This window comes from Erythrobacter sp. S259 (assembly GCF_057364965.1).
On the sequence record NZ_CP200286.1, the window covers coordinates 1,633,841 to 1,658,577 of the forward strand.

The 24,737-nt window shown below is 57.6% G+C and carries 27 protein-coding genes and 1 pseudogene; 13 read left to right on the top strand and 15 right to left on the bottom strand.

Annotated features, from left to right (window positions below):
* Positions 1–13 precede the first annotated feature (13 nt).
* From AC0V60_RS07840 to AC0V60_RS07860, 5 genes are all read right to left on the bottom strand, one after another.
* A complete protein-coding gene (locus AC0V60_RS07840) occupies positions 14–1,096 on the bottom strand; it encodes an Rv3169 family protein (protein WP_486177923.1) in 1,083 nt (360 codons plus the stop codon).
* A complete protein-coding gene (locus AC0V60_RS07845) occupies positions 1,093–2,172 on the bottom strand; it encodes a phosphotransferase (protein WP_486177924.1) in 1,080 nt (359 codons plus the stop codon). The genes AC0V60_RS07840 and AC0V60_RS07845 overlap by 4 nt, the downstream gene beginning before the upstream one ends.
* An 11-nt stretch (positions 2,173–2,183) precedes the next feature.
* Positions 2,184–2,804, bottom strand: a complete 621-nt coding sequence (locus tag AC0V60_RS07850) for a DsbA family protein (RefSeq protein WP_486177925.1) — start codon at positions 2,802–2,804, stop codon at positions 2,184–2,186.
* Between the two features lie 335 nt (positions 2,805–3,139).
* Positions 3,140–4,654 carry a SulP family inorganic anion transporter gene (locus AC0V60_RS07855; protein WP_486177926.1) on the bottom strand — a complete coding sequence of 505 codons (1,515 nt, stop codon included), beginning with the start codon at positions 4,652–4,654 and terminating at the stop codon, positions 3,140–3,142.
* A gap of 139 nt (positions 4,655–4,793) precedes the next feature.
* Positions 4,794–5,957, bottom strand: a complete 1,164-nt coding sequence (locus tag AC0V60_RS07860) for a hypothetical protein (RefSeq protein ID WP_486177927.1) — start codon at positions 5,955–5,957, stop codon at positions 4,794–4,796.
* Between the two features lie 247 nt (positions 5,958–6,204).
* On the opposite strand from AC0V60_RS07860, the gene AC0V60_RS07865 reads away from it, so the two are divergent.
* The gene (locus tag AC0V60_RS07865) at positions 6,205–7,329 is read left to right on the top strand and encodes a serine hydrolase domain-containing protein (RefSeq protein WP_486177928.1); all 1,125 of its coding nucleotides are present in this window, start codon (positions 6,205–6,207) and stop codon (positions 7,327–7,329) included.
* A gap of 89 nt (positions 7,330–7,418) precedes the next feature.
* On the opposite strand, the gene AC0V60_RS07870 is transcribed toward AC0V60_RS07865, so the two are convergent.
* Positions 7,419–7,955 (bottom strand): hypothetical protein, encoded by a 537-nt coding sequence (locus AC0V60_RS07870; RefSeq protein WP_486177929.1) that lies wholly within the window; start codon positions 7,953–7,955, stop codon positions 7,419–7,421.
* A gap of 54 nt (positions 7,956–8,009) precedes the next feature.
* On the bottom strand, positions 8,010–8,537 hold the full coding sequence (locus tag AC0V60_RS07875) for a hypothetical protein (protein ID WP_486177930.1): 528 nt from the start codon (positions 8,535–8,537) through the stop codon (positions 8,010–8,012).
* Positions 8,538–8,637: 100 nt separating this feature from the next.
* Between AC0V60_RS07875 and AC0V60_RS07880 the strand changes: the two genes are divergently transcribed.
* Entirely contained in the window at positions 8,638–9,489 is an 852-nt protein-coding gene (locus AC0V60_RS07880; protein ID WP_486177931.1) for a LysR family transcriptional regulator, read from the top strand.
* Here the strand turns inward: AC0V60_RS07880 and AC0V60_RS07885 are convergent.
* Positions 9,486–10,703 carry a trans-sulfuration enzyme family protein gene (locus tag AC0V60_RS07885; RefSeq protein WP_486177932.1) on the bottom strand — a complete coding sequence of 406 codons (1,218 nt, stop codon included), beginning with the start codon at positions 10,701–10,703 and terminating at the stop codon, positions 9,486–9,488. The two genes, AC0V60_RS07880 and AC0V60_RS07885, sit on opposite strands and share 4 nt — an antisense overlap.
* Before the next feature lie 12 nt (positions 10,704–10,715).
* Positions 10,716–11,249 carry a TetR/AcrR family transcriptional regulator gene (locus AC0V60_RS07890; RefSeq protein WP_486177933.1) on the bottom strand — a complete coding sequence of 178 codons (534 nt, stop codon included), beginning with the start codon at positions 11,247–11,249 and terminating at the stop codon, positions 10,716–10,718.
* 141 nt (positions 11,250–11,390) lie between these two features.
* Between AC0V60_RS07890 and AC0V60_RS07895 the strand changes: the two genes are divergently transcribed.
* Both AC0V60_RS07895 and AC0V60_RS07900 read left to right on the top strand, forming a co-directional pair.
* Positions 11,391–11,828 (top strand): hypothetical protein, encoded by a 438-nt coding sequence (locus tag AC0V60_RS07895; protein ID WP_486177934.1) that lies wholly within the window; start codon positions 11,391–11,393, stop codon positions 11,826–11,828.
* Positions 11,829–11,886: 58 nt separating this feature from the next.
* Positions 11,887–13,230, top strand: a complete 1,344-nt coding sequence (locus AC0V60_RS07900; protein ID WP_486177935.1) for a phospholipid carrier-dependent glycosyltransferase — start codon at positions 11,887–11,889, stop codon at positions 13,228–13,230.
* 3 nt (positions 13,231–13,233) lie between these two features.
* Here AC0V60_RS07900 and AC0V60_RS07905 read toward each other — a convergent pair whose 3' ends face one another.
* The 5 genes and pseudogenes from AC0V60_RS07905 to AC0V60_RS07925 form a co-directional block, all read right to left on the bottom strand.
* Positions 13,234–14,325 (bottom strand): glycosyltransferase family 2 protein, encoded by a 1,092-nt coding sequence (locus AC0V60_RS07905; protein ID WP_486177936.1) that lies wholly within the window; start codon positions 14,323–14,325, stop codon positions 13,234–13,236.
* Positions 14,326–14,340: 15 nt separating this feature from the next.
* Positions 14,341–15,404 (bottom strand): annotated as a pseudogene (gene leuB / locus AC0V60_RS07910) (3-isopropylmalate dehydrogenase).
* 10 nt (positions 15,405–15,414) lie between these two features.
* Positions 15,415–16,017 carry a DNA repair protein RecO gene (gene recO, locus AC0V60_RS07915; protein ID WP_486177937.1) on the bottom strand — a complete coding sequence of 201 codons (603 nt, stop codon included), beginning with the start codon at positions 16,015–16,017 and terminating at the stop codon, positions 15,415–15,417.
* A 345-nt stretch (positions 16,018–16,362) separates the two neighbouring features.
* Positions 16,363–16,614, bottom strand: coding sequence for an accessory factor UbiK family protein (locus AC0V60_RS07920; RefSeq protein WP_486177938.1), 252 nt, complete (start codon positions 16,612–16,614; stop codon positions 16,363–16,365).
* Between the two features lie 63 nt (positions 16,615–16,677).
* Positions 16,678–17,229: a TspO/MBR family protein gene (locus AC0V60_RS07925; protein WP_486177939.1), complete on the bottom strand. Its 552-nt coding sequence runs from the start codon at positions 17,227–17,229 to the stop codon at positions 16,678–16,680.
* A gap of 400 nt (positions 17,230–17,629) precedes the next feature.
* On the opposite strand from AC0V60_RS07925, the gene AC0V60_RS07930 reads away from it, so the two are divergent.
* Entirely contained in the window at positions 17,630–17,968 is a 339-nt protein-coding gene (locus AC0V60_RS07930) for a hypothetical protein (RefSeq protein ID WP_486177940.1), read from the top strand.
* A gap of 50 nt (positions 17,969–18,018) precedes the next feature.
* Positions 18,019–18,675, top strand: a complete 657-nt coding sequence (locus tag AC0V60_RS07935) for a DUF6969 family protein (protein ID WP_486177941.1) — start codon at positions 18,019–18,021, stop codon at positions 18,673–18,675.
* Positions 18,676–18,678: 3 nt separating this feature from the next.
* On the opposite strand, the gene AC0V60_RS07940 is transcribed toward AC0V60_RS07935, so the two are convergent.
* On the bottom strand, positions 18,679–19,431 hold the full coding sequence (locus AC0V60_RS07940; RefSeq protein ID WP_486177942.1) for a TlyA family RNA methyltransferase: 753 nt from the start codon (positions 19,429–19,431) through the stop codon (positions 18,679–18,681).
* Between the two features lie 34 nt (positions 19,432–19,465).
* On the opposite strand from AC0V60_RS07940, the gene AC0V60_RS07945 reads away from it, so the two are divergent.
* The 7 genes from AC0V60_RS07945 (at position 19,466) to AC0V60_RS07975 (ending at position 24,727) form a co-directional block, all read left to right on the top strand.
* On the top strand, positions 19,466–20,071 hold the full coding sequence (locus AC0V60_RS07945; RefSeq protein ID WP_486177943.1) for a hypothetical protein: 606 nt from the start codon (positions 19,466–19,468) through the stop codon (positions 20,069–20,071).
* Between the two features lie 711 nt (positions 20,072–20,782).
* Positions 20,783–21,862 (top strand): branched-chain amino acid aminotransferase, encoded by a 1,080-nt coding sequence (locus tag AC0V60_RS07950; protein ID WP_486177944.1) that lies wholly within the window; start codon positions 20,783–20,785, stop codon positions 21,860–21,862.
* 50 nt (positions 21,863–21,912) lie between these two features.
* Positions 21,913–22,344, top strand: a complete 432-nt coding sequence (locus AC0V60_RS07955) for a hypothetical protein (protein WP_486177945.1) — start codon at positions 21,913–21,915, stop codon at positions 22,342–22,344.
* Between the two features lie 116 nt (positions 22,345–22,460).
* Positions 22,461–23,378 (top strand): oxygen-dependent tRNA uridine(34) hydroxylase TrhO, encoded by a 918-nt coding sequence (gene trhO / locus AC0V60_RS07960; protein ID WP_486177946.1) that lies wholly within the window; start codon positions 22,461–22,463, stop codon positions 23,376–23,378.
* The gene (locus AC0V60_RS07965) at positions 23,375–24,028 is read left to right on the top strand and encodes a glutathione S-transferase (protein ID WP_486179465.1); all 654 of its coding nucleotides are present in this window, start codon (positions 23,375–23,377) and stop codon (positions 24,026–24,028) included. Before trhO ends, AC0V60_RS07965 begins: the two co-directional genes overlap by 4 nt.
* A 44-nt stretch (positions 24,029–24,072) precedes the next feature.
* On the top strand, positions 24,073–24,459 hold the full coding sequence (locus AC0V60_RS07970; RefSeq protein WP_486177947.1) for an STAS/SEC14 domain-containing protein: 387 nt from the start codon (positions 24,073–24,075) through the stop codon (positions 24,457–24,459).
* 118 nt (positions 24,460–24,577) lie between these two features.
* Positions 24,578–24,727 carry a hypothetical protein gene (locus AC0V60_RS07975; protein ID WP_486177948.1) on the top strand — a complete coding sequence of 50 codons (150 nt, stop codon included), beginning with the start codon at positions 24,578–24,580 and terminating at the stop codon, positions 24,725–24,727.
* The last annotated feature ends 10 nt before the right edge of the window (positions 24,728–24,737 follow it).

The following is a 24,737-nucleotide window of genomic DNA, read 5'->3' on the forward strand; positions in this document are numbered from 1 at the left end:
GCCCTGCAGACGCTCAAATCCCCTCAATCCCAAGCGGCACATAGTCGCCTAGGATCAGCTGTTCAAACACACCGATCCCCTTGGCCTTGCCGCCCGCGTCCTCGATCCGGCAGATTTGCTGGACATGGCGATTTTCCAGCTGCGCAGGTTCGATGGTCGCAAGATCATATTCCTCGCGCTCTGTCTTAAGCGGGCCGTGGTGCACTCCGTGGCCCCACTCTGGGTGGGTATAGCCCAGACCCTTCATCTGAAAGCGTTGAAGCGGCACTAGGGTCAGTTCTTGCGGTGCACCTGCGGGGCTGATCCCTGACAGAACCCCGCCTGCGGGCCAGCGGCTGCCGGCCTGCGTTTGGCTGGAGAGTGTCGCGGAACCTTCAATGATACCGCTCGCCTTCGCGCCGTCGGGTGAGAACGCCGCTCTGGTGTTCCAGGCATTGCCGTGGGCATCTGCATTGATGTGGAAGAAGAGCGATGCATCTTCCAGATTAATCGGCGTCCATTGCCAGAAAAACTGGGGCACCAGATGGCCGGGATTGGGCTGCATATCGCGCGTGCCAACAGGGCGCACGCCCCAGCTTCGATCGCGTGTTCCACAAGTCCCCTTGGCCATATCCTCGCGCACACCGTCGAGCGATGTCCACCCGGTGAAATGCCCGTTCTGGGTCATCCTTGTATAGTCCATAAAGGCGCGCGCCCCGACGCGGTGGACAAAGCGCGGCTCTTCGATGGGGAAGCTGCGCCCGGTGAATTCAAATTCGCCCGCCAGCCCCTCAGTTTCCTCGATGGTCACGCGCAGTTTGTGCAAGGGCTCAATCACCTGAATGCTCATCGGGCCGACCCGCATGGACATCCGCTCCATGCCCAGTTCGCAAGAGGCGTGGAGATTGTACTGCTTGCCCTCGCGAATAAGACAGAAGTGCGCGTCTGCCACATCGAGGTGCGGATAGACCCCAAAGGCGAGCGCGAAGAACCCTCCCCCATCAGGCGCATAGCCGTTAAAGAAGAAGCGGTCGTAGAAATTGCGGTCGGTGCCCGAAAACGCGATTGGGTCAGGGGTCTGGTGGATGGGATATTCATCCCCGTGTGAAAGGGTCATTTTGTGCTCGCTTTTTCCAGCGCTTCAAGAGAACCATGTTCAAGCGCGAGCGCGCAGGCCCCGCGCACCATGGATAGAAAATTGGCATCGCCGCGCTCTGTGCGCTCAACAAAGGCGGCGCTGAACACGCCGGTGGCAAGGCCGGTTAACGCGCCGATCCGGTAGTCTTGCCATATATCGTCTCGGGTGAGCGAAACCCCGCGTGCCGCCATTTCCGCTAGGTAGAGCCCCAACAGCTCATCTTCATGCGCGCGCCGCAATGTGTCGCCAATGCCTGTGCCCATAAAATAGCCGATATCGGACATGGCCTTGCCGCTGGTGACGGTTTGCCAATCGAGGACAGCAATAGGCTCCGCCCCGCCTTTGATATCGAACAGCATATTGTCGAGGCGAAAGTCGCCATGGACGAGGCATTGCGGCGTTCTGAAATGCTCTCTCAAAGCGTCGTAATAGGGGGCAAACCGGGCGCATAGGTCCAGATATTCAGGCTCAAGAACCCCGGTGTATCGCTCAGCAAAGGTCGTTTGCGCCTGAAGGTACATGCCAGCGATCTGGTTCGTGATTGCATCTGGCAAATGCAGCCATTCCTTGCCCGTCAAATCCGCGCGGCCCCAGCTGGGCGCGTGGATGGCGGCGGCCTGTTTGATCCCCTCGCGCGCATCGGCGAGATCGCAGCCTGCGATCTGATTGCCTCCGCGCGCGGGGCCTAAATCTTCGAACAGGAGGATGAATTTACTGCAATCGCCGGAAACTTCGCTGGCATAAGCATGGGGCCGTCTTGCGCCCAAATGCGGCGCAACCTCCCGGTAGAAGAGCACCTCTTTCTCATAGAGCCGCATCATTGTCGCCGTGCCGCGGCTGGTTTGATCCTCCGCTGCAAATTTGGCCGCGAGGGTGGAGTTCTCCCCGCCGTCATGGGTGAGCGTAAAGCGAACGCTGTCGCCCACTTGGCCTGTGCCTATCGGCTCCCATGAAACGGCCGTAACTGCGCCTTGTTCAAGCGCGTCCGTCCCTTCCAAGAGGTCGCTCAGCCAATCGGGTGTAACTTGGTCTGGATGTGTTGGGAACGTATCCATGGCAAAGGAGGCTATCCCTTTGCGAGCTCTTCTTCAATCTGACCAAGGCGTTCTTTGCCAAAGAACATCTGTGTATCGCCGCCTTTTGGTCCCACATACATAGTCGGAATACCAAAGGCGCCGCGCTCAACCGCGTCAGAGGTGTTGGCGACAAGACCGTCTTTCACCTCTTGGCTTTGGCTGCGTTCGAACAGGTCTTTCGCATCAAATCCAGCCGCCTGAACGGCTGTGCCAATAGCCTCTGGGCTCAGCACATCAATACCCTCTTCCCAAATGGCCGGGAGCATCCCTTCGACAAATTGCACCCCGCGCCCATCTTGATCAGCGGCATAAAGCATGCGCTGCAAGGTAATGGAATTGAACGGGAATTGTGGGTGCATTTTGAATTTGGTAAGATCAAGCTTCGCGATAAAGCGCTGCATTTCAAGCACGTCGTATTCGACCTTGCCCTTAACATCCTTGTTGCGGATCATCGGCGGGGCATTGCCGGTCAGTTTGTGCATCCCGCCAAGGAACACTGGCGTCACATCAAGCTCTGCCTCAGTCCGCGCAACAAGATCGCGTAACGCGCCCCAGATCAAATACGCATTGGGGCTCACAAAATCGAAAATCAGCTCGACGCGCTTGGCCATTGGTGCTCTCTCCCGGTTCTAAACTGCGCCTTGGGTCGCATGCGCGCGCGCTCTTGGCAAGTCTGTATTGCAGACGAATGTGTTACGACCAATATCAACCACAGTAACATGGCTAAGTCCGCGTTAAGAGCGTTCCTCGCCAATTCGTTAGGGGCCTCTTTGCGAGAGAGGCGGTGTACCGCTTGGTAGGGGTACAGGCTAACCGCCAGAACTGTCGTTCCGACCACTCTTATATCCTGTCTTTAAGAGTGGGTGTGCTTAGGAGCCGGGGTGCTGCGCCAACACGCATGCGCCCCGGCTCTTAGCTTTATAAGGCGACTGCTTTTCGCCGCCTGTCAATGCGGGGCAAGGCCGAGCTCAAGGCCTGTGCGGTCTTCGAGAGCAAACTGGTCAAACAAATCAGCGCTTGCAGCATTCAGCCCGACAACCCGCGTGTGACGACCGTTTCGCCGCATACGCTCCACCACTTTCTCAAGCGCGCCGATGGCCGAGATATCCCAGAAATGCGCCTTTGAGACGTCGATCACCACATTATGCGCTGCGTCTTCATACTGGCTTTCTGGGCCAAGCATGTCCTGAAATTTCTCCACGCTGGCGAAGAAGATTTCGCCTGTCACGACATACACTGCGCTGTTCGGACGGCGCACGCGTTCAACGGTGAAGAGCTCTTTGACCTTGTTGGCAAAGAAGATACCCGACAAAAGCACGCCGATAAGCACACCCATCGCCAGGTCGTGCGTCCAGACCACAACCACCACAGTTGCGATCATGACGGTTGAACTGCTGGGCGGATGGCGGCGCAGGTTCGGGATCGAATTCCAGCTGAACGTCCCGATGCTCACCATGATCATGACCGCCACCAGCGCGGGCATAGGCACCTGCCCCACATAAGGGCCAAGCACAGTGAGCAGGAACAGCAGAAACGCACCAGCGGTAAAGGTCGACAAACGCCCTCGTCCGCCGGATGCCACGTTGATCACTGACTGACCGATCATGGCGCACCCGCCCATGCCGCCAAAGAAGGCTGCGACGATGTTGGCGATGCCTTGGCCCGCACCCTCGCGCCGCTTGTTGCTGTCGGTGTGGGTCATGTCATCTACGATTTGCGCAGTGAGGAAGCTTTCGAGAAGGCCGACGGCTGCCATGGTGGCCGAATAAGGCGCGATGATCCGCAGGGTCTCCCACGTCAGCGGCACATCAGGGACCGCGAACACAGGAAGGCCATTGGGTAACTCGCCCTCGCCCGCCACATTATTGACAGGAAGGCCCCAATAGATCGCCGCCCCGGTGAGCACCACGATTGCCACGAGAGGGCTTGGCACAGCTTTTGTGAGGCGCGGAAAGCCGTATATAATCCCAAGGCCGATTGCGACCATAGCCCAAGTCCACGGACCAACCCCTTCGTTACCGGGCAAAAGCTGAGGCAACTGCGCCATAAAGATGAGGATCGCGAGCGCGTTGACGAAGCCAGTGATGACGCTGCGGCTGACAAATTGCATGAGCAGGTTGAGCCGCAGAAGCGCTGCAATCCCTTGGAATACGCCCATCAATATGGTCGCAGCGAACAAATATTCAGGCCCATGATCGCGCACCAACGGGATCACCACCACCGCAACGGCTGCCGTCGCAGCTGAGATCATGCCCGGACGCCCTCCGGTAAATGCGATCACCATGGCAATGGCAACACTGGCGTAAAGACCAACGCTGGGGTCCACCCCCGCGATCAAAGCAAAGCCAATCGCCTCCGGGATAAGCGCAAGCGCAACAACGATGCCGGCAAGGATATCAGCGCGCGGCTGGGCAAGCCAATCACGGCGAAGATTGTCCCCAAATGAAAGTGCTTGGGTCATAATATTGGGTGTATCCAAGTGGGTGCTAGAAACGGGTTCTCTAATTAAGTTTGAAAACCCGAACGCGTTGCGGCCCCTTTAGAGCAATTGCCGGAAGGAACAACCATGCTTTGTAGGTAAGGCTTTAAGCGCAGCATCCTCACCAGCCTCCTGCGTAGAATGCGAAATTGCGATCCCAGCGGGACGGATCGACCGGTTTGTCTATCCGCGATAGAAACTCAGCGGCTGTAAGGCTGGGATCGGTGAGATTGATCAGATTGTTCGCGGTGTGAAAGGCGAACCAAAGCCGCGCGCTTCGGCTATCGGGACCGGCCACGCTCCCTGACGCTGTTGCCTCCAGAAAATCGTCAATTCGCTCATAAGCATTGAGCCACTCGCCTGATCGAAACCGTGATTGCCGGATGATCGGCAAGCCATGCGCTGCTGCAAGAAAGATCATCTTTGAATCGCACACGAACATCGCCTGCGAATGCTTAGCCAGAAGCGCGGAGGTGGATGTGCCAAGCGGCGTTTTGAAAGGATAGAGACGGGCACAATCGCTGTAGGATTGGACCATGCCTTCTGCTGCTCTGTTGTCTAGGCGGGCAATGTTCAACGGGTGGTTGGTGAAGGCAAGATAGGCCCGATCTCCCCAAATCTCAGCCAGTTCTTCAACAAGACGAAACCCGGAACGGGAGCCAAGACGGTGCTGGGCGAAGAAATTCTCCTGATCCTCATATTCAAGCGGGACAAAAATGGTCGGCCGATCACCGGGAAGCTCAGCCCATTTCAGCAGCGCCTGTTCCTGCACTGGATCGCGCGTCTCTCCTTCAAGCAGGCGGCCCCAATAGGGTTCGATCAAACCTTCAAGCTGGCTGATTTTTCCTTCGCTTAGATCGGGCAAAACGCCGTGTTCAAATGGAGTTTGAGTGAGGTGCACCGTGTCCAGCGGCAGGGCCAAGGGTTCGGCCCCGCCCTCAGTGATCTGGCGCACTTTACCGGGGAAGTGCTTAAGCGTTTCAAAGTCGGCGCTTCGGCAAAGAATGTAATCAGGGTCCAGCTCTTTTACAAATCTGACAATCCCATCACGCTGCACGGGATTGGTGCGCATGGAGGGGTGATCGGCGTCATTGACGATGTGGTAGCTGACCTGCGTCAAATGGGCGCACAGCGCCAGTTCTTCCTCCCCCAGTCCGGTGCCGCGCCAAGGGGCAGGCGCGAGGATATGTATCTCATGCTCGCTCGCAAGCAATTCGATTAAGGGCACAAACAGGCGTTCAAACCAGCGCGGGACTATTACCGGAAGGTAGAAGAGGATTTTCAAGATGGTCCCTAAATTCAATATGCCCGCATGCTTGAGAGATAAGCCTTTCCTTGCTCCAGTCACATACGCACCATTGCCTAACCCCGCGCATCCCCTTGCGTCACAGCGCAGCGCATTGCCCGCCCGGGAGGCCGGAGCGCCAGTGTTTGACTCCATCAGGAACCCTCTGGATACTCTGCGCTAGAACAGGCGTGCGGGGAGAATTTTGATGTTGCCGAGGAGGAACCCGGGCCGAAGGATGGTGCAATTGATCGCAGCCGCAATGCTGGTTGTATCGTGCGGGTCAGATGGCCCGGTCACCGACCCCGAATTTCGTACCCAATTGGAAACCGTGCCTCAAACAAAGCTATCCGGCGTGCTGGCGGACAAAGCTGGCGGTCTCGCAGTGACCGGGGCCGCCATAACCGTCGTTGAAGGGGATCATCCGCCGTTGACATTTCACCTCGGACGATCACGGCCTGGGCTTCAATTTCAAGCGGCAAGCATGTCGAAAGCGGTCGCTGCGGCGGTCATCTTGACCCTGGCAGAGCAAAAGGGCGTGGGCACCGATGACGATGTTCGCGGGCAGATGACTGAACTTTCAAAACTTGGAGTTTTGCCAGAAGAGCGCCCGCTTTCGCTGCGTCAGCTTCTATCCAACACCAGCGGCGCCAGCGTTCATGGGTTTAGGGGATATGCGATTGGTAAGGCGCTCCCCACAACGCTTGAAATCATCACCGATCCGCCCGGTTGGTTCGAGATGGCAGTGAATTTCGGCGGCGAGCCCGGCGCATTCAGTTATTCCGGCGGTGGTTTTATGGTTGCTCAATATTGGGCAGAAAATGCCGCGGGTGAGCCGTTTCCTTCTCTCGCAAAGCGGCTGATCCTTGACCCTCTTGGCATGGCGGACAGCACCTTTGAGCAAACCATCGACGCCTCGGCCGATCAAATCGCTGGCCGTGTTGGCGCTGATGGAGATGGATTGGAAAACAGCTGGAATAACCATCCTGAGCATGCTGCAGCAGGACTTTGGACGACTTCTGAAGATTATGCGAAGTTTGCGATGGCACTTCTCAACGCTGCAGCGGGCGAGCCTTCCGCAATTTCGCCGAACGCAGCCAGAGCAATGATTACTCCGCAGGTCCAGATGCAGGGCCAGACCCACTATGGATTTGGAACCCAGCTTTATCTAAACGACGACGGTTCAGTGCGCCATGTCAGTCACAGCGGCGGCAATGCAGGTTACAGGACACTGTTTTCCTCCTCCCCCGCAAATGGTGATACTCCGGCCAGGGTGGTGGTTGCTTTGACCAACAGCCCGCAAGGTTGGGGTTTTTCCCAAGACGCCGTCTACGGATTGATGGCAAGGGAAGAACGCATCCGGGTAAAGTAAATCGTGCATCAGCGCCTAGCTGGCGTGCTCTTCAAACAGCCGCATCGTTTGGAATATGAGAGCAGCAGTCATTAGCGGTCCCGTTCTGCTCATTTCAGTCCCAGAATATCGCGCGCTGATTCCGGGCGTTCCTCCTGCGGGGCCTCGCATACCTGACCGGCCATAAAACCCTTCAGGAAGCTGCGCCTTGCAACCCCTGCGTAAATGGCTGCTTCCCACCTCTTCTTCTCCGCTCTTGCTCCCGAAATCCGGCGCACAATACCGCGAAACGGGATCATCCCTCCCAAGACATCGCCGCCAATATTGAGCCCGCGATTGATGATGCCCTTGCCCTCAGCAGGCTCATTGGCATCCGGCCCAAGCACGCTGTCGAGACGCGCAATTTCGCTGCGTACCGCATCACAGCCCGCCACTTCGGTGAGATTGTACGGCTCCTCTTGTGCCAGCGTCAGGATGAGCGGGATCTCCTTGCTTCGCAAATTGAGGTCAGACAGCGGCTGCGTCACCGCATCGACCGCATCCTCGCCAATGCTGTCCCGCTTCGCTCCGTTTTGCGCATGCGCAGCGGCTGTGGTTAGGAGAGATAGCGTGAAGCCCATCGCTATAAGTTGAGTATTCCGCTTCATGCTGATTGCACCCTACGCTCGTGATTTCATCGCCGTTTGATTGTGTATTCAAGCCTACAACCGGGCCTGCCGCTCGCTTGCACGCTGCGCTTCGGCTTTGAGCGAGCGGCCCTCTTCGATCTTGGCTTCGGCTTTATCGACAGCATCTTGAGCGTCAGCCTGACGGTCTTGCGCTTTGACAAGATCGCGCTCGCCCTTTTCGCTACGCTTTGAAAATTTCTCCCAATCTGCTGCGTGCTCTTCGGCTTGTTTTGCCCAGCTGAGCGCCTCTTTCGCATCACCCAGAAACGGGCGAGCGGTCAGGATCTCAAAGGCTTCCTGAGCGTTCTCAGCCCGGCTCAGCGATGTATCGCGCATGTCCTGCGCGTTGACGACAGCGGCGCTATATTTCACAAGATCGCGCTGCGCTTTTTGCAGGTCGCTTAGACCTTGCGCCTCAAGCTGATTGCCGCGGGCCCAGTTCTTCTGAAACTCGCCCGAAACGATAATGTCAGCGGATGCCTGCTGATTTTGTGCGGCAGCGATCTGAGGCGCTGCGAGAGAGGCAAGAGCAAGTCCGGTTGCAATCACAAAAGTCTTCATTGGTCATCTCCTTCAAACTGTTGAAGCGCCGCCTAGTCTTTCATTGGTATTTCGTGAAACGCGATTGTCTGAATTATTAATTTGGTTTATCTGAATTGAAATGGACATCACGACTTTTCAAACGTTCCTCGCCGCGGCCGCCACGGGCAGCTTTTCTGGAGCAGCCCAGCGGGTGAATGCGAGCCCGTCGAGCGTGACCGAACGGATCAAGAGCCTCGAATATAGGCTCGGCACAAAGCTGTTCATTCGCGACAAGCGGGGATGCCAGCTCACCCCTGCAGGCGAAAAATTTATGGGGCCTGCGCGCCAGGCGGTCAGGGCATGGGAGGTCGCGCGCCACGATGTGTCCTTGCCCGACCGTTTTGAAAGGTCGCTTTCCTTTGGCGGGCAATATTTCCTGTGGGACCGCCTCCTTCTGGGCTGGCTTGATGAAGTGCGCGAGGCGGTTCCTGATCTGGCATTACGGGTGACGGCTGGGGCTTGGGCAAGGCTTAACCGTGATTTGGCTGAGGGCGTGCTCGACATGATTGTTGTGCACGATCCGGTGTTCCGCCGCGATATCAGCGCTGAGCGGCTGTTTGAGGACCGGCTCATCCTCGTAACTGCTGGCAATCCAGCGGCATGGAAAGAGGATTTTGTGCGGGTTGATTGGGGGCGTTCGCTTGGGCTGGAAATTGCCTCGCGCCTCGGAATTAAGCCAGAGACTGGGCTCGTCTTAGACCTTGGGCAGCGTTCGGCGAGGTGGCTGATTGCCAACGCAAAGGCGGGCTATATGCCCGAATATCTCGTGACCCCGCTGCTCGAAAGCGGAGAGCTCAAGGCAATCGAGAAGGCAGCGAGCTTCGAATTTCCCGCCTATGTGTGCTGGCGCGAAGATATGGACGATAAGCTAGCCCAAGAGGTGGTCCAAAGTCTTCAGAAACGCGCTCCTCAGGACATTGCGGCAGGCTAAACCCCTGCTTTAGCCAATGCCTGATCCATATCTTCGATCACGTCCTGAATATCCTCAAGGCCTACATTGATCCGCAAAAGCCCCTCGGTGACACCCATTTCAGCGCGCGCATCGTGCCCCATATTGGCATGAGTGGTGCTGGCCGGGTGGCACATGAGGCTGCGCGCATCCCCGATGTTGTTCGAAATATCGACAAGTGCAAGCGCATCAAGGATCTGAAACGCACGCTCACGGGATTGAACGTCAAAGGCAAAGATGGGTCCGGTTGCATCCATTTGCGCCATCGCAAGATCATGGCGCGGGTGACTTTTAAGCCCTGGATGCTGCATCACTCCGCCCGCTTTCACCACGCGCGGCTCAAGACATTCGCCGAGCTCGACCGCATTGCGGCTTTGCTGGTGCGCGCGCAGGGAAAGCGTCTCTAGCCCCTTGTGCACCACCCATGCGTTGAAAGGCGAGATGTTGGGACCGGTGTTGCGCTGAAATGGGAGCAGCGTGTCATTGATCCATTCCTCGCTTCCGCAAACCGCACCTGCAAGCACACGGCCCTGTCCGTCCATCAGCTTGGTCGCTGAATAGGCGACAACATCCGCGCCGAACTCCATCGGTCGTTGCAGAACAGGCGATGCAAAGGCGTTGTCCACCACTGTGGTGATGCCGTGCGCTCTTGCCAGGTCGCACACATGCTGAAGGTCAACGATATCGAGCGTTGGGTTCGCGGGACTTTCGAAGAAAAACACCTTGGTGTTGGGCCGGATCGCCGCTTCCCACTGGGCATTGTTGGCGCTGTCGATCACGCTCGTTTCGATCCCAAAACGGGGCAGCAAATGATCAACCAGCCAACGGCACGATCCAAAGGCTGCGCGTGCGGCCACCACATGATCGCCTGCCGACACCTGACACAAGAGAGCCGCCGTCATAGCCGCCATTCCCGAGGCCTGAGCCCGGCAGGCGTCCGCGCCCTCCATCAGGGCAATACGCTCCTCCAGCATCGCAACAGTCGGATTTTGAAGGCGCGAATAGGTCATGCCCTCAGCCTCACCCGCAAACCGGTCCGCGACCGTTTGCGCATCCTCATAGGTGTAGCCAGAGGTGAGGAAGAGCGCCTCGCTCGTCTCGCCATGCTCGCTGCGCCAAGTGCCGCCGCGCACTGCCTGTGTTTGCGAGCGCCATTTGCGCGTACTCGCGCGGTCCATTCCGGTCGTCTTTTTCATGTCTCCAGCCGCTTAGTCTTCCGCTAAATTGCTGGCAAGCAAACCTTCACGCGCGGTCCGCGCATGACCCACAGTGCCAAGCATCTGCGCGCCCTCAGTTAGCGTCAAAAGATAGCGCGCCCCGCCCTTGGGATCGGGATCGCCTTCAGGCATTTGCTTCTCCAGCCATTCCAGCAGGCGATCCATAATACGTTTGGCCGCAGCCTTATGGCTCTCACTCCCGCGCGAGGCCCCCGCCACGATTTCCCACCACAGGCTCAAGAATGGCTGCATCGCGGGCTCACGCATATGGCGAAGGATGCGCGCGATTACGTCCTGACGCGTCTTTGCACGCGCCTTTCCCATCGCCGCGTCGAGCGCAGCCGAATAGTCATCAGCGATATGACTAAGCACCGCCTCGATCAGATCGTCCTTAGACCCGAAATGATAGATGAGCATCCGGTCGCTCGTGCCCGCTGCCTTAGCCAAAGGCCGCAAACTGGCCGCACTTAACCCTTCTGCAAGAACATGGGCTGCAAGCTGCGGAAGGAGCGAGTCCTTCGACATTTTCGATTTTGACGCGTTTTTTTGGATAGTCCAAACTCCGGCACCGGAAACACAGCACCTGAAATCCAGGCCTTGTAGCGGGCGCTACATTGGTATATTTACGGAAGTGTAGCAAGTGCTACATACCTAGGAGATTCGGTTATGGACTATCTGCAAATCCTCTTCTTTGTAATTGCCGGCGCCGCTGCCATTGCCGCTGTTTACCTCCTCACAGCTCGGCCAACCAACGGTAGCCCCCTTCTTGCCGCAATCCTTGCAGGGCTTTTTGCAGGCTACACGGCGGTGCAAATCGGCCAAGAAGGCGTGATCGAATTCTTCACTAACCATTCCCAAGACATGACCGGCATTCAGGTATGGTGGGACCTTGTCATGTGCGTGATTATCGCGTTCTTCTTCATCCTTCCCCGCGCGCAAAAGCAGAATATGAACGTCGTTCCGTGGGCGCTATTTGTTTTTGGAACAGCCAGCATCGGGCTTTTGGCGATGTGCGCGCGTCTGTTCTGGCTTGAAAACACCTCGGATGCACCAAAGGCAAAAATTGCGGCAAATCCGGCTGCGGCTAAGCCAGCTGCGCCATGACCGCCTAGGGAAATCCGCTTGCCCGATGCCGCGCACGCAGCGTACAGCGCAAGGCGCAATGGCCGAGACAGATTCCCCTGCAATTTCAGACATCGAAATCCCCCAAGGCCCGCCTCTTCACCCGGCGGACCCTTGGGGCTGGTGCCTTGTGATCACGCTTGTTTTTGCAGCCTTGGCAAGCATTCGCCTGACCATTCCAGGCGACCCCTATTTCGATGAGGTCCACTACCTGCCAGCAGCGCGCGATTTGTTGAGCGTCTGGCAAGGGGGCGAGGCGCCCTACATCAACCCTGAACATCCGCTTCTCGGCAAAACGCTTATTGCGCTGGGGATGGCAGTTTTCGGAGACACGCCCTTAGGCTGGCGGATAATGCCGCTTTTGGCAGGGTGCGCCGCGCTTGGCGCTTCCATGCGGGCCATGTGGCACGCCAGCCAAGATCGCTATGCGGCGATCTGTTTCGGCATTTTGCTCCTCACCGGCGTCCACCTCTTTGTGCAATCGCGCATCGCAATGCTCGATATTTTCATGGTGAGTTTTCTCGCCGCCGCGGCGTGGCAATTTGCAGGCGCGATCCGGAGGCCAGAACAAGGGCGTTTGCGACTGGCGCTCGCGGGGGCCGCGATTGGCTGCGCATTGGGAGCGAAATGGAATGCTGCGGCATTGGCCGCGATGTTTGGCCTAACATTTTTCATCGCGCGCGCTTTTGCTGGACGCAGGCGGCTTATATTGAGCCGCCGGGGCGCGCCTGTTCCCGGCATCAGCCTGCTTGAGGCGTTTGCATGGCTCGGTGTGCTTCCGGTGGCCGTCTACGCGCTCACCTTTGCGCCAGGCTATTGGCTTGGCACTGAGGAGTTGCCCTCCTCTCTAATGCAAGGGGGCATCATCCTATTGCATCAAGAGATATTCACCCTCCAGCAGCAGGTTGTCACACCCCACCCCTATCAAAGCACTTGGGAACAATGGGCGCTTAACACCCGCTCGATCTGGTATTTGTATGAGGAGATTGGGGGAGTTGATCGGGGGATCGTTCTGCTTGGCAACCCGCTGACGATGCTGCTTGGGCTGCCTGCGATAGTGTGGTGCTTGGTGGTTGGGATTTACCGGCGCGATTGGCCCCGGCTTGCTGCGGCTTTGGGGTATTGCATAACGCTCGGCTTTTGGATCATCGCCCCAAAGCCGATCCAGTTCTATTACCATTATTTGATGCCCAGCTTTTTCTTGTTGGGCGCTCTTGCGCTGTCCCTCAGCGACATTCGCGAGGCGGGTTGGCCAAGGCTGAGCTATTTCATAGCCGGATCGAGCGCCGCGATGTTTGCGCTTTTCTACCCGATTTTGAACGCAGGGCCGCTTGAGACACCCGACAGTTTCAGGGATTGGATGTGGCTTGAAAGCTGGGTCTAGGGGCTAAAACCGGCCCCAGACGAAACGGCTTGAAAGGGCATAGTTCCAAACCGAGCCCACCAATATCCCGGCAATCGCTGCTGCGAGCCAAAACACGCCCTGCCCCTCAAGCAAGGATGCAACCGCCACATTGGCAAGCGCGCCCACTGCGCAGGTCGCACAAAAGCCCGCCCATCCGCGCAAAAGCGCGGCCCAGCTCTTGAGCCGCCGGTCGCGGTAAGTCAGCCAATTGTTGAGCCAGAAATTGAAGCTCATCGCGGTCAACACAGCAATGGCTTGAGACAGGACGAACCCTTCACCGGCCACGATCAGCAGAAGGGCAAGAACTGCAACATGAACCACCACGCCAAGTGCGCCAACCGTGCCAAACAAGGCAAACCGCGTGGGGATGATCCGGCCAAGCGTCTTATCATAAAGCCCGGCGAGAAAATCGAGGAGGATCGCCCGGTCAAGCTTGCTCTCACCCTCGCGCCGGGCTTGAAATTTAAGCGGGAATTCGCGCAGTTTCACAGGGCTTTTATTGGTTGCAAGAAGATCGAGCAGGATCTTAAATCCGATCCCTGAAAGCCTTGGCGCAAGCGCGCGCGCTCTTGCAGTCTCCAGCATAAAATAGCCGCTCATCGGATCGGTAAGCTCAACCCCTGTGATCCAGCGCGCTGCCCGGTTGGCGAGCGCTGACAAGCGCTCACGGTCAGGCTCATTCCATCCCTTTGTGCTTGCGCCTTCGATAAAGCGGCTGGCCACGCAAATTTCGGCCTCGCCTGTTTTAAGGGAGCTGAGCATTTGCGACAGGAGTGCAGGATCATGCTGGTGGTCTGCATCCATCACGGCCACAAAAGGCGCAGCGGTTGCACAAAACCCCTCGATTGCAGCGCTTGCGAGCCCGCGCCTCCCAATACGCTGGATCACACGGATACGCGGATCCTCCAGCGCCAAAGCGCGCGCCTCATCCGCGGTGCCGTCCTGACTGTCATCATCGACAATCAAAACCTCCCAGCCTGCCGTCCCAAGGTGATCCTCAATCCGGTGCACCAAAGGTGCCAGATTACCGCTCTCATTGAGAGTGGGAAGGATGATCGCAAGCTCAAGAGGCATAGGAATCGCGACGGGTCAGAGACGCCCGCGCACAGCTTCGCCGATAGCCGCTGTACCGTGGGACCCGCCAAGGTCGCCGCCATGGATACCATCGGCAAGTGCGCCAGCAACCGCGTTCTCAATCCGCTTTGCTTCGGCCTCAAGACCAAAAGAATGGCGCAGCATCATCGAGGCCGACAGGATTGTTGCCATCGGATTGGCTTTGCCTTGCCCAGCGATATCAGGAGCGCTGCCATGAATAGGCTCGTAAAGTCCAAACAGGCCGTGTTGTGTTTGTCGCTCACCCAAAGATGCGCTTGCCAAAAGTCCAATGGACCCCACCGCTGCGCTCGCCAGGTCAGACAGGATATCGCCAAACAGATTTCCCGTCAGGATCACGCCGAAAGCGCCCGGGTTGCTGATAATCTGCATCGCAGCGTTATCGACATACATATGATCAAGCTCGATATCAGGATGCGCTCCTGCGGCCGCTTTCACCGCATCGCGCCACACCTGACTGGTCTCAAGCACATTGGCCTTGTCAACGCTGGTCACGCGGTGTTTGTCCGCTCCCCAGCGCGCCGTTCTGAAGGCAACCTGCGCTATTCGGTTCACCTCCTTTTCGGAGTAGGACATCATGTCCCATCCCTCTTGGCTGCCGTCCGTGCCGACCCGAGTGCCTTTGTCGCCAAAATACACATCACCGTTCAGCTCGCGCACAAACATCATATCAATCGCCGCCGCCTTTTCAGGGCTAAGCGGGGAGAGATGCTCAAGGCCGGGAAACACCTTGGCGGGGCGAAGATTGGCGAACAGACCCAGTTCCTTGCGAAGGCCAAGGATCGCCTGTTCGGGGCGCAAATGCCGCGCCAGATCATCACAATCCGGATCGCCCACCGCGCCAAACAACACCGCATCGCATTCGCGTGCCATCGTCAAAGTCTCGGGGGAAGGGGATGGCCGTGGCGTTTGTAAGCGGCCCCGCCCACATCACCATCAAACAAGATAACGCCCGGCAGGTTCAGCGCTTCAAGGACTTTAACCGCTTCAGCAGTGACTTCTGGACCAATCCCGTCACCGGGGAAGACAGCGATTTTCATGTGGCTTTCCTTATTCCATCATGCGTTTGAGCCGCTCTCCCAAAGCGGTACGTGCGGCCATAACATCGCGCTCGCTGCCTGCAAGCAGGTAGTCGCGAATAGGCCGGTGAAGCAGGCGAAAACTCTCGAATTGTTCACAAAAACCCGCCGTAAGGTCCGGTCTTGCACCGCCATACCCCAATTCGCGCAACAACATTGCTTCGTACGCCACCAATGCGGCAAGCCACCCGCGCGCACTGGGCGCTGAGCAGATGGCTTCTAAAAGCGCATCAAGCGCAGTGTATAGCGACGGGTACGGACTGCGCTCTGGCAAAGTGCATGCCGTCAATGCGCAGGACCACGATATGGCGCTGGCGGGAAGCGGCTCTGTCATGAAGGCTGCGCGGCTTTTGGCAAGCTCGAGCTTGGCAAAGGGCAGCTGCGTTTCGGACTTGGCACGAAGGTCAATCTCAACCGCATTACCGGGGATCATAACCGGGCCCATCCGCTTCCCCCGGCCGCCGGGCACATAGCCTGCAACGAGACCATGATCTTCGGTCAACACCCGCGCAATGCTAGCGTTCTCACCATGCGGGCGGCTAGCGATAAGGATGGCGGGGGCTTTTAGGTTCATGACGCCTGCGCAGTGGTGCCGCCTGTGCGAACGCAGAGATCCAGATAAGGCCGCTGATAAATTTCAGGCTTTGAAATGCACACAATGGTCAAGCGGCCAAACATCGCAGAAATCAGCGGAAACGCGCTTCATGTCCGCCGCGCGAAAACCCGCCAGGGGCCTCTTGACCTCGGAGCGCGACCGCGATCCCGCCACGGGCCGCTGCTGCGGATACAACGCTGGTGCGGATCATAAATCAGCCCTCGAAAATCGAATGGGACCACAGACTAATTGAACGCAGGCTTTGCGCAATGGCGTTTTGCGGTTCTCAAAATGCGGCTTTGAAACGCAGTCTTAAAGTCAGAGTTACTTCTTGGCGAGCTTCGCTTCGAGCTCTGCGACTTTCGCCTCAAGCGCGTCGGCCTGCTCACGTGCTTTTTGCGCCATGGCTTTGACCGTATCAAATTCTTCGCGGCTCACAAAGTCCATCCCGCCAAGCCTCTCACGCATACGCTCGCGCGCTGTCTTGCGGGCTTCGCGTGACATACCAGCGACTGTGCCAGCCGCACCGTTGGCAAGTTTTACAAGATCAGCGATGAGTGGGTTTTGACTTTGCATGCAGCCTATTTGGAGATGCACGGGCGAAAGGGCAAGAGGTTTACGCGAAGCGGAACTGACCGCCTAAAACTCAACCCGCTCAACCGCTCCAGTCTCGCCAGCACCCGCGCCGCCATCGGGGTTTTCAGCGATAAATTGCCAGTTCAGCACGCTCGCGAAACTGGCCCACGCCAAATAAGGCAGAAGCATAAGCGCCGCGATCCGGCGAACCCGCCAAAACAAGAGAATGACAATCAACAAAGTGACCACGGTATAGATGAGTACGCCCAGCCCTGCGTGCATGTTTTGAAGCCCGAAGAAAACATAGGTCCAAGCGAGATTTCCAACGAAGTGAATGGCAAAAGCAACGATCGCAATTCCGCGCCCATGAGCGCCCCAGGCGCTCCCGACAAGAGCAACAGAAAAGCCAATCATGACGTATAAAATCGTCCAAACGATCCCAAAAGCGGCCGGCGGAGGGAAGATCGCAGGCTTTGTAAGGCCTTGGAACCAAGGCGTCTCGGGCCCGCCGAGCTGTCCCCCAAGAAACCCAAGCAAAACAATCAATGGCACCATGAATAAAGACCACCGTGCAAAGCTCGCTCTCAGCTGCGCTTTGGATGCAAGGAAATTCACGCTCGTCTCCCGGTAAGGCGCTGGTCTAATGCGATTCGAAGGCCATATATGCCTGGGACGCGATACACACGCAGACATGAACGAGCCAGTTTTTCGTGCAGTTCGGCCCGTTTCCCCGGGCTTTGAGAGGTATCATCACACCCAATCCACAATAAGCACTCGCGATTTTGCCACATTGTGTTAGCGTCGCCACATTCCTGCCGTGATTCGGGGCGCTGCGGTATGGAATTGTCCTCGCGCTCCAGGTACCAACTGGGATGGGTATCCTAACACCCGTACCATTTGAGGGGAATTTTGATGAAAAAGACCAACTTTGCTTCACTTCTCGCCGTTTCTGGCGGTCTGGCACTCACAACTGCTGCTTGTTCAGCTCCTGCCGAAGAAGCTGACACAGCAGCAGATGAGACATCAATCAGCGCTTGTGAAGCTGCTGAAGAAGTCGCTTGTGCGGCTTGTGAAGCTGCTGAAGAAGTTGCTTGTGGTGCTTGCGGCGCATGTGGCGCTTGCGGCGCATGTGGTGCTTGCGGCGCGTGTGGTGCTTGCGGCGCATGTGGCGCTTGCGGCGCATGTGGTGCTTGCGGTGCATGTGGTGCCTGCGGCGCTGCGTAACAGCCAGAAAAGCCAAATCCATTTTGGCCAAATCCAATTCGACCGGCGTTCCACTGTGTGGGCCGCCGGTCGTTTTGCTTCTGGTCCGATTAAAAATTGCGCCAGCCTCTCGATTTTTCGATCACGCTGATGCACAAATCCTTCTGTCACTTTGAAGATTGATCTGTAGAACCTGCTCGCATGAAACCTGTAGAAGCTGCTCACACCGTAATCGAAACCATCACCCAAATGGCGGGAGAGGGAAAACCTCTCATGCTGCGCGTCGTGCCTGAAGAAGGCGCGAAGTTCTGGCAGCATTATCCCAAAGGGGATGCGCGCGATAAGAAGTGCAAAAGCCGCTGGTATTACCACGTCCACGCTCCTGGCACGCGCGAGAGCGATGAACACGGGCATTTCCACCTCTTCTTACACCGCAGTCAGTTACCCGATGGACTTACGCCCAAACGAATGCCGCCCGCTGGAGAAGATGCCAAGGCGCACGTTACCCACGTGGTGACGCTGTCAATCGACACCAATGGCATTCCCAAAAGCTGGTTCACGGTAAACCAGTTCGTGACGGTCGAATTTCTCTTTCCTGCTGACGTGATGATTGAGCATTTGCCCGATTTTAACGTCGATCACACACAGGAAGATGATCTGGTCAACCGCTTTGTAACAGCGATGGTTGCGCTTTACCGTGAAGAGATCGCAGAACTTTTGCGCGAACGTGATGAGCGTCAGGCCGAACTTTTCGCTGAGATGGGCGAGGATGCCTACACCAAGAAAAGCGGCGTTGAAGTTCTAAGCGAAATCCCGATTGATCTGGACGCCAAATTAAGCTCGCTTGATTTGGAATAGGACTTAGCTGCGAGTGGCTGAAATCAGAAACTCCACATTGCCCTGCGGGCCTGTAATCGGGCTTTCGACAACGCCTTCAATGCACCAGCCAAGGCCTTCTAACCATTCGCGAACTTCGCCGCACACACGTTCATGCAAAGCGGTGTCGCGCACCACACCGCCCTTGCCAACTTCGTGTTTTTCGACCTCAAATTGAGGCTTTATGAGAGCGACCAAACGGCATTCGTAAGCCGCCAATTCGAGCGGGCGCTCAAGCACTTTCGCAAGCCCGATAAAGCTCGCATCACACACTACGAGATTGCATTCCTTCGTGATGTGATCGCGGGTGAGAATGCGCGCGCTGGTTTGTTCCAGCACGCTGACCCGCTCGTCCTGCCGTAGCTTCCACGCAAGCTGATTGGTTCCAGAATCCACCGCAAACACATGGGCAGCCCCGCCCTGCACAAGCACATCGGTAAAGCCGCCAGTGGAACTGCCAATGTCCATCGCCACTGCGCCGCGCACATCAATATCGAAGTGTCCAATTGCATGCGCCAGCTTGATCCCGCCCCGGCTAACCCAAGGATGATCACGGCCGCGCACCTCGAGAGCGACATCGGAGGCGATCTGTTGCCCCGGCTTTGCGATTTTTGTCTCTCCAGCAAAAACCACCCCTGCCATCACCAATGCCTGTGCGCGGGTTCGGCTTTCGGCGAGACCGCGCTCGACAAGCAGGTGATCTACGCGAGATTTGGGTGATTTTGTGGCTTTAGTCATAGACGTTGGTGCCGTTAGCGCGCATTGAAGCGCTATGAAAGCGACTTACCTACACGCCGCGGGAGCTCTTGCTCTCACATTTGTCATTGCTGCTTGCGTTGCCGGTCCCGATTTGCCGCCGCCAGTGATCGCCTCAACGAATACTGTGCCGGTTCAGACCGCGCCGGAGCCTGCACCCGCCCCGGCTGAGGCGCCAACTCCGGTTCCAGCTCCAGCCCCGCAGCCGGTTCAAGAACCGCGCTTTTCCAATTACCTCGATGCGCCGCAAACACCGGGCACCTGGGCATATGCGGATGATCCGGGCGAGACCTTTGCCTATTACGGGATTGGCGAAGACTTCCGTTTTCTCATCCGCTGCGACAAAAGCACTCGCCTCCTAGGCTTGGCGCGCCGCATCGAGAACGCTCCGATCAGCCCGCGCTCATTGGAAATCGCGACCGAGACGACCCGAAGGACAATGACGCTGGAGCCGCTGGCGGCATCGCCGACAATGGCCGTGGCAGAACTTAATCCGCGCGATCCTATTTTTGACGCCATGGCGATCACCAAAGGCCGCATCGCAGTCGCAGTGGAGGGCGAGCGCACACTTTATCTGCCCGCATGGGTGGAGATCAGCCGAGTGATTGAAGACTGTCGCTGACCACTTTTCCCGATTCTATACATTAATATCCACAGGCTTGTGCATATCGCGTCCACAGGCGCGCTTTGCTTCCCGCTTGAATCAAAAAGCGCCCTCGGCACCCCTTGGACGCGCATCGCCTGCCGCTATCGGCAAGGGCGTCGAGTATGACGTGGGAAAAATGAAAATCAAGACTTGCGAAGAGGCCTCCGACGATTCACATATAGTCGCGAGGCCAGCGGCACACGCGGCTCTCGGCTCCCCCGGTGAACGGCTGGAGTCTTGGCTTAATAGCGCGAAAGGAGGTGATCCGATGTCTCATGGTTCAGTTAAGGGGTCGGCAAGTTTCCGCACGGAGCATACTGGGTAATCTTATTGCCTCGTAAGGCTACGTGAGCGGGGCTTACCGCCGCTGACCATGAAAGGGCCAATCCGACCCACGCGTATCTGGCGTGCGAGGATTGGCCCTTTTCATTTGGAGTTTTTGTTTTGCGAAGACGCATCCGCGTCTTCGTCCTCGCTAGACGTCCTCCGCTCCGCTGCGGACCCGCGTAGTTTATCCTGAGCGGCTGGCTTGCCAGCCAGCCGAAGGGGGCGCCCGGTCGGGCTTGCGAGCCTCCGGCTCGTTTTACAGTCCTTCCCGAACCGGGGAGGGGACCGAGCCGCGAAAGCGGCGCGGTGGAGGGGCAGAACGCTTGCTCTTAAGCGCGCCCGGGATTATCGGCCTTCCCCATGGAATTCACGTCACTCCCCCACCCCTCGCCCACCCCCGATGCAGAGCGCACGGCGCGCATCGCTGACCCCGGCTTTGGCAAGGTCCATACCGATCACATGGTGGTGATCGACTATGACGCGGCAAAAGGCGGTTGGCACAAGGCCAGCATTGGCCCGCGCGAACCCATTGCGCTCGATCCGGCAGCGTCCGTTCTCCACTACGCCCAGGAAATCTTCGAAGGCATGAAGGCTTTCACCCACGCTGATGGCGGACTTGCCATGTTCCGACCCGAGCAAAACGCGCGCCGCTTCAACGCAAGCGCGCGCCGCATGGCGATGCCGGAAATCCCCGAGGAGCTGTTCCTCGAAGCGGTCAAACTGCTGGTCCAAAAAGACGCCGCTTGGATGCCTCAGGTCGAAGGCGGCTCGCTCTATATCCGGCCCTTTATGTTCGCATCCGAAGCATTCCTAGGCGTGCGTCCGGCCACCCAGTACAAGTTCGTCGTGATCCTTGTGTCATCGGGCAACTACTTCAAAGGCGGCGTGAACCCTGTGAAAATCTGGGTAAGCCAAGACTACACCAGAGCAGCCCCCGGCGGCACAGGCGCGGCCAAAACGGGCGGCAATTATGCAGCTTCGCTCGTCCCCCAAGCCGAGGCGATTGAGCAGGGCTGCGATCAAGTCGTCTTCCTCGATGCAGAGGAGAAGAAATGGGTCGAAGAGCTTGGCGGCATGAACCTGTTCTTCATCCGCCGCGATGGCAGCGTCATCACCCCGCCGCTTACCGGCACAATCCTCCCCGGCATCACTCGCGACAGCCTGATCGCAATGCTGCGCGAAGAGGGCCTTGAGGTGCGCGAAGAGCCCTATTCGATCCAGCAATGGCGCAAGGAAGCGCAAAGCGGCGAGCTGTTGGAGACGCTCGCATGCGGGACAGCCGCGATTGTGACGCCGGTAGGCACCGTCGCCTCCCATGAAGGCGAGTTCACCATCGGCACCGGCGGCATCGGCCAAATGGCGATGAAAATGCGCGAGAAGCTGATCGGTGTGCAAGTGGGCCGTATGGCTGACCAGCACGGCTGGGTGGCGCGGGTTTAAACTTGGCGAGTTCGGAAACGGACCTCCGGCGGGAAAGATAGAACTGCGTAATGGGACCTACAGAGAAGCACCTTCCGGCGTCCCTCTTGGAGCGGGCAACGCTAAGAGGAAACGAATATGCTTGGCAAATAGATGACATCCCGACCGTGATCGAAGCTGCGCGAGCAGCAAATCTTGTGAACCTCGGCGGCCAACTTCAATTTCGCATCGCCGGTGGTGGGACGTGCGAATGCTATTGGGTCGATGTGGATACCTATCGGGACGTTTCCAAAGATTTGCCGTGGCACGAACGGGTGTCGCTCACGGCAACATCGGCCGGGCGTCAGTTCAGTCTTTTGGTCGATAACTGCGACTTCATCGCTGAAGGCCGTCAAGCGTTTGACCAACATTTTCTAGCGTTTGAAGCACAAGGTGGCGACCTTAACAAGACAATATACTTCGTCTGGTACGTCGAAAGTGAGGAGGCAGACAGCTCTTCTTAGGACGATTTCCGCTATTACCGCCAAGTCGAAGAGACGTCTTTTGAAGTTCATTCAGACAACCAGACTCCTCGAGCACACTTGTCCAGACACAGGCATCCAAGCTATGCGCTCGGCTTATGCACCCGGATCAAGTCACTTTCCAAGTCGCAGCGCTCTACTGCTTCACGCCGTTTGAAGACCCGGCGGCAATACGCGAGCCCCTTTTGGCGATTTGCGAGGAAGCGGGGACCAAGGGCACGCTTTTGCTCGCGCATGAGGGCATCAACGGCACTATCGCTGGCAGCGACAATGCGATTGGCGCGGTGCTTGATCATATCCGCTCGCTCCCCGGTTGCGAGCGGCTAGAGGTCAAATATTCGACCGCTTCGGAAGCGCCTTTTGCCCGCATGAAGGTCCGCCTCAAGCGCGAGATCGTCACTATGGGTGAGCCGAGCGTTGACCCGCGCGAGAGCGTAGGCCGTTATGTCGCGCCGGAGGATTGGAACGCGCTGATCTCTGATCCTGACACCATCGTGATCGACACGCGCAATGACTATGAGGTTGCGGTGGGGACGTTTGAGGGCGCGGTGGACCCGGAGACCACATCGTTCCGCGAGTTCCCCAAATGGTTCCGCGACAACCGCGAGGAACTGCTTGAGGGTAAGAAGAAGGTCGCCATGTTCTGCACCGGCGGCATCCGCTGCGAGAAATCGACCAGTTTCCTTCGCGGCGAAGGCGTCGAGGATGTCTACCACCTCAAAGGCGGCATTCTGAAGTATCTCGAAACCGTGCCCGAGGCGGAAAGCAAGTGGCACGGCGACTGCTTCGTTTTCGATGAGCGGGTGACGGTCAAACACGGTCTTGAGGAAGGTGACTATCACCTGTGCCGCGCCTGCCGCCGCCCCATCACCGATGGGGATATGGCGCATGATCATTATGCAGAAGGGATCTCGTGCCCCTATTGCTATGACGAGAAAAGCGAAACACAGCGCGCCCGCTATGCGATGCGCCAACGCCAGCGCGACCTTGCAAAAGAACGCGGAGACACACCCTGAGCGCCGCTCCCATCCTCTACTCCTTTCGCCGCTGTCCCTATGCGATGCGGGGACGCATGGCGCTTTGGATCGCTGGGATCACGGTGGAGCTGCGCGAGGTCAAACTCGCCAACAAGCCGCCGGAGTTGGCCGAAGCTTCGCCCAAGGCAACCGTCCCGGTTCTCGTCCTGAACGATGGGAAAGTGGTTGATGAAAGCATTGCGGCTGCGCGCTGGGCGCTTTCCCAAAACGACCCCGAGAACTGGCTTTCCGGCGATGATGCGGAGCTGATCGCGCAGGCCGATGGTCCGTTTAAACATCACCTCGACCGATACAAATATCCCAATCGCTATGAAGGCGAGCCGGGTTTTGGAGAAGTCGACCATCAAGCAGAGGGCCTTGCTATCCTCAAAGAATGGGACAAGCGCCTAGCCGGGCACGGCCAAATGTGCGGCGCCAAGCGAACCCTCGCCGACATCGCGCTCTTCCCCTTCATCCGCCAGTTTGCCAACCACAATCGCGCCTGGTTCGATGCACAAGACTTGCCCCACCTGCACCCATGGCTCGAGGCACACCTCGCCTCTGACCTGTTCGCCAACATCATGCCAAAGTTCACACCATGGAAAGCGGGCGATGCGCCTATAGCGTTTGGGCCTAACGTCGAAGGCTAAACTTCTTAACGAGAATTTCGTTTTGTTTGGGTAAGTCGGGCCGCATGTCACAACTTAATCCTGACCATTCAATCTCGCTCAAAGAAGCACAAGCCGAATTGCACTTCACAATCGGCGGTTTCTGGACCTGCGAAGATATGAGGGCGTTTCTGTTTGATCTGGGTGAAGCTGCCAAACCTTTGATGCGCAAAAACGCCCCGTTCGCCGTGATCGGTGATTTGCGCGGATTTGTTGCGCAGGACCGGGCAACAGCCGAGGCCATTCGCCAGAGTTTGCTGCTGGCGCAAACCAATGGCATGAGGCGCTTTGCAGTCATCGCTGACTCATCGCTTGTGAAGTTGCAATACCGCCGGATCACCGACGGGATAGAGGCCAGCTTTTTCGACAGCCGCACAGCTGCCCAGGAATGGCTTCGCAGCCAAGACAAATAGCCCGCGGGCGATCCCCGACGCTTTTAACGCGCAGCATTAAGGCCCCCGCAAATAGCCTATTTCCCATGCAGTCGCTGCCCCCCAACACACGATATTATCAAACCCGGCCCGAGCCGAGGTGACCTTTGCGATCACCGGTTTCTATGACTTTAACGCAGTTCAAGAGCTGCATGACGAGCTCGGCAGCCACGCCTATCCTTTGTTCAAAGCGGGTAAGAAAATTCACGTGCTAGCGGACATGGATGGTTTCGTGATTCAGTCGCGGTAAACGGGCGGCG

Excerpts from the sequence above, each read along its gene's own strand:
- AC0V60_RS07940 (WP_486177942.1), bottom strand. The coding sequence starts at position 19,431 with ATGACTAAAGCCACAAAATCACCCAAATCTCGCGTAGATCACCTGCTT.
- AC0V60_RS07840 (WP_486177923.1), bottom strand. The coding sequence starts at position 1,096 with ATGACCCTTTCACACGGGGATGAATATCCCATCCACCAGACCCCTGAC.
- trhO (WP_486177946.1), top strand. The coding sequence starts at position 22,461 with ATGCACCCGGATCAAGTCACTTTCCAAGTCGCAGCGCTCTACTGCTTC.
- AC0V60_RS07945 (WP_486177943.1), top strand. The coding sequence starts at position 19,466 with ATGAAAGCGACTTACCTACACGCCGCGGGAGCTCTTGCTCTCACATTT.
- AC0V60_RS07890 (WP_486177933.1), bottom strand. The coding sequence starts at position 11,249 with ATGTCGAAGGACTCGCTCCTTCCGCAGCTTGCAGCCCATGTTCTTGCA.
- AC0V60_RS07930 (WP_486177940.1), top strand. The coding sequence starts at position 17,630 with ATGAGACATCAATCAGCGCTTGTGAAGCTGCTGAAGAAGTCGCTTGTG.
- AC0V60_RS07905 (WP_486177936.1), bottom strand. The coding sequence starts at position 14,325 with ATGCCTCTTGAGCTTGCGATCATCCTTCCCACTCTCAATGAGAGCGGT.
- AC0V60_RS07850 (WP_486177925.1), bottom strand. The coding sequence starts at position 2,804 with ATGGCCAAGCGCGTCGAGCTGATTTTCGATTTTGTGAGCCCCAATGCG.
- AC0V60_RS07970 (WP_486177947.1), top strand. The coding sequence starts at position 24,073 with ATGTCACAACTTAATCCTGACCATTCAATCTCGCTCAAAGAAGCACAA.
- AC0V60_RS07955 (WP_486177945.1), top strand. The coding sequence starts at position 21,913 with ATGGGACCTACAGAGAAGCACCTTCCGGCGTCCCTCTTGGAGCGGGCA.
- AC0V60_RS07880 (WP_486177931.1), top strand. The coding sequence starts at position 8,638 with ATGGACATCACGACTTTTCAAACGTTCCTCGCCGCGGCCGCCACGGGC.
- AC0V60_RS07950 (WP_486177944.1), top strand. The coding sequence starts at position 20,783 with ATGGAATTCACGTCACTCCCCCACCCCTCGCCCACCCCCGATGCAGAG.
- AC0V60_RS07935 (WP_486177941.1), top strand. The coding sequence starts at position 18,019 with ATGAAACCTGTAGAAGCTGCTCACACCGTAATCGAAACCATCACCCAA.
- AC0V60_RS07845 (WP_486177924.1), bottom strand. The coding sequence starts at position 2,172 with ATGGATACGTTCCCAACACATCCAGACCAAGTTACACCCGATTGGCTG.
- recO (WP_486177937.1), bottom strand. The coding sequence starts at position 16,017 with ATGAACCTAAAAGCCCCCGCCATCCTTATCGCTAGCCGCCCGCATGGT.
- AC0V60_RS07875 (WP_486177930.1), bottom strand. The coding sequence starts at position 8,537 with ATGAAGACTTTTGTGATTGCAACCGGACTTGCTCTTGCCTCTCTCGCA.
- AC0V60_RS07900 (WP_486177935.1), top strand. The coding sequence starts at position 11,887 with ATGGCCGAGACAGATTCCCCTGCAATTTCAGACATCGAAATCCCCCAA.
- AC0V60_RS07920 (WP_486177938.1), bottom strand. The coding sequence starts at position 16,614 with ATGCAAAGTCAAAACCCACTCATCGCTGATCTTGTAAAACTTGCCAAC.
- AC0V60_RS07895 (WP_486177934.1), top strand. The coding sequence starts at position 11,391 with ATGGACTATCTGCAAATCCTCTTCTTTGTAATTGCCGGCGCCGCTGCC.
- AC0V60_RS07885 (WP_486177932.1), bottom strand. The coding sequence starts at position 10,703 with ATGAAAAAGACGACCGGAATGGACCGCGCGAGTACGCGCAAATGGCGC.
- AC0V60_RS07855 (WP_486177926.1), bottom strand. The coding sequence starts at position 4,654 with ATGACCCAAGCACTTTCATTTGGGGACAATCTTCGCCGTGATTGGCTT.
- AC0V60_RS07870 (WP_486177929.1), bottom strand. The coding sequence starts at position 7,955 with ATGAAGCGGAATACTCAACTTATAGCGATGGGCTTCACGCTATCTCTC.